This window comes from Massilia sp. LXY-6 (assembly GCF_051233485.1).
Lineage (GTDB): Bacteria > Pseudomonadota > Gammaproteobacteria > Burkholderiales > Burkholderiaceae_D > Telluria.
This window is the reverse complement of the sequence record NZ_JBKFGF010000105.1, coordinates 1-816: the sequence shown is the minus strand read 5'-3', so window position 1 is coordinate 816 and position 816 is coordinate 1. Positions and strand designations below refer to the sequence as shown.

The following is an 816-nucleotide window of genomic DNA, read 5'->3' as shown; positions in this document are numbered from 1 at the left end:
TTGGGTGCGCCCAGCATGGGCGCACTCCTGTGGGTGCAAGTCCCGCCGCGAGCTGACCACAGTGAGCGAAGTGAAGCGCAACTGCATGAGGGTAACCGAGTGTGGGAAGGAAGCGTGGAGCGTAAATCATGAGCCGATGTACAAGAACTGCATAGAAGGCGCTGCCGATCAGGGCGAGCGGGCCCAAAACCGCGAAGCTCTTGTGGTCAAGGAGAAGCGGCGTAGATGCAGCGGTTGTGTGATGAAGGAGTGCGGCCCTTACCTGGGGACGCCCCGCCTTGTGCCTGAAAGGGCGACGACGAAGGTCGGAGCGGGGTCTCAGCAGAGGTCATAGTAGTTGGCGGTAGCGCCGGGAAGGCTCGACCCCGCCGACGAAGGACTGAACGAGTAGGAGTGAATCCGATATGTCGATGCAGGAAGCACAGCGTCAGATGCCCGCGAAAGCGGGGCGGGAAGCCACAGGGCAAGGTGAAGCCATGCCCGAAACTTCCAGTGACGAAGCATTCTGCCCGCGACGTGCGACCGGAGGCACGGGGTCAGCGCTGCTACAAGCTGCGCTGACGACAGAGAACCTGCGGCGGGCGTTCAAGCGTGTGCGGGCCAACAAGGGAGCGGCCGGCGTGGATGGACTGGATATCAACCAGTCCTCGCGTCATCTGGCGACCGAATGGCCGCGCATTCGAGAGCGACTGTTGGCCGGGACGTATCGGCCCAGTCCGGTGCGTCGGGTGACGATCCCGAAGCCCGATGGTGGCGAGCGCGAGCTTGGCATCCCAACGGTGACGGATCGCCTGATCCAGCAAGCACTGCTACAAG

The 816-nt window shown here is 63.0% G+C and carries 1 pseudogene; it reads left to right on the top strand.

From position 1 onward, the window contains the following. Nucleotides 1–404: 404 nt before the first annotated feature. Nucleotides 405–816, top strand: a pseudogene (locus tag ACI48D_RS26010) (group II intron reverse transcriptase/maturase); the annotation flags it as partial.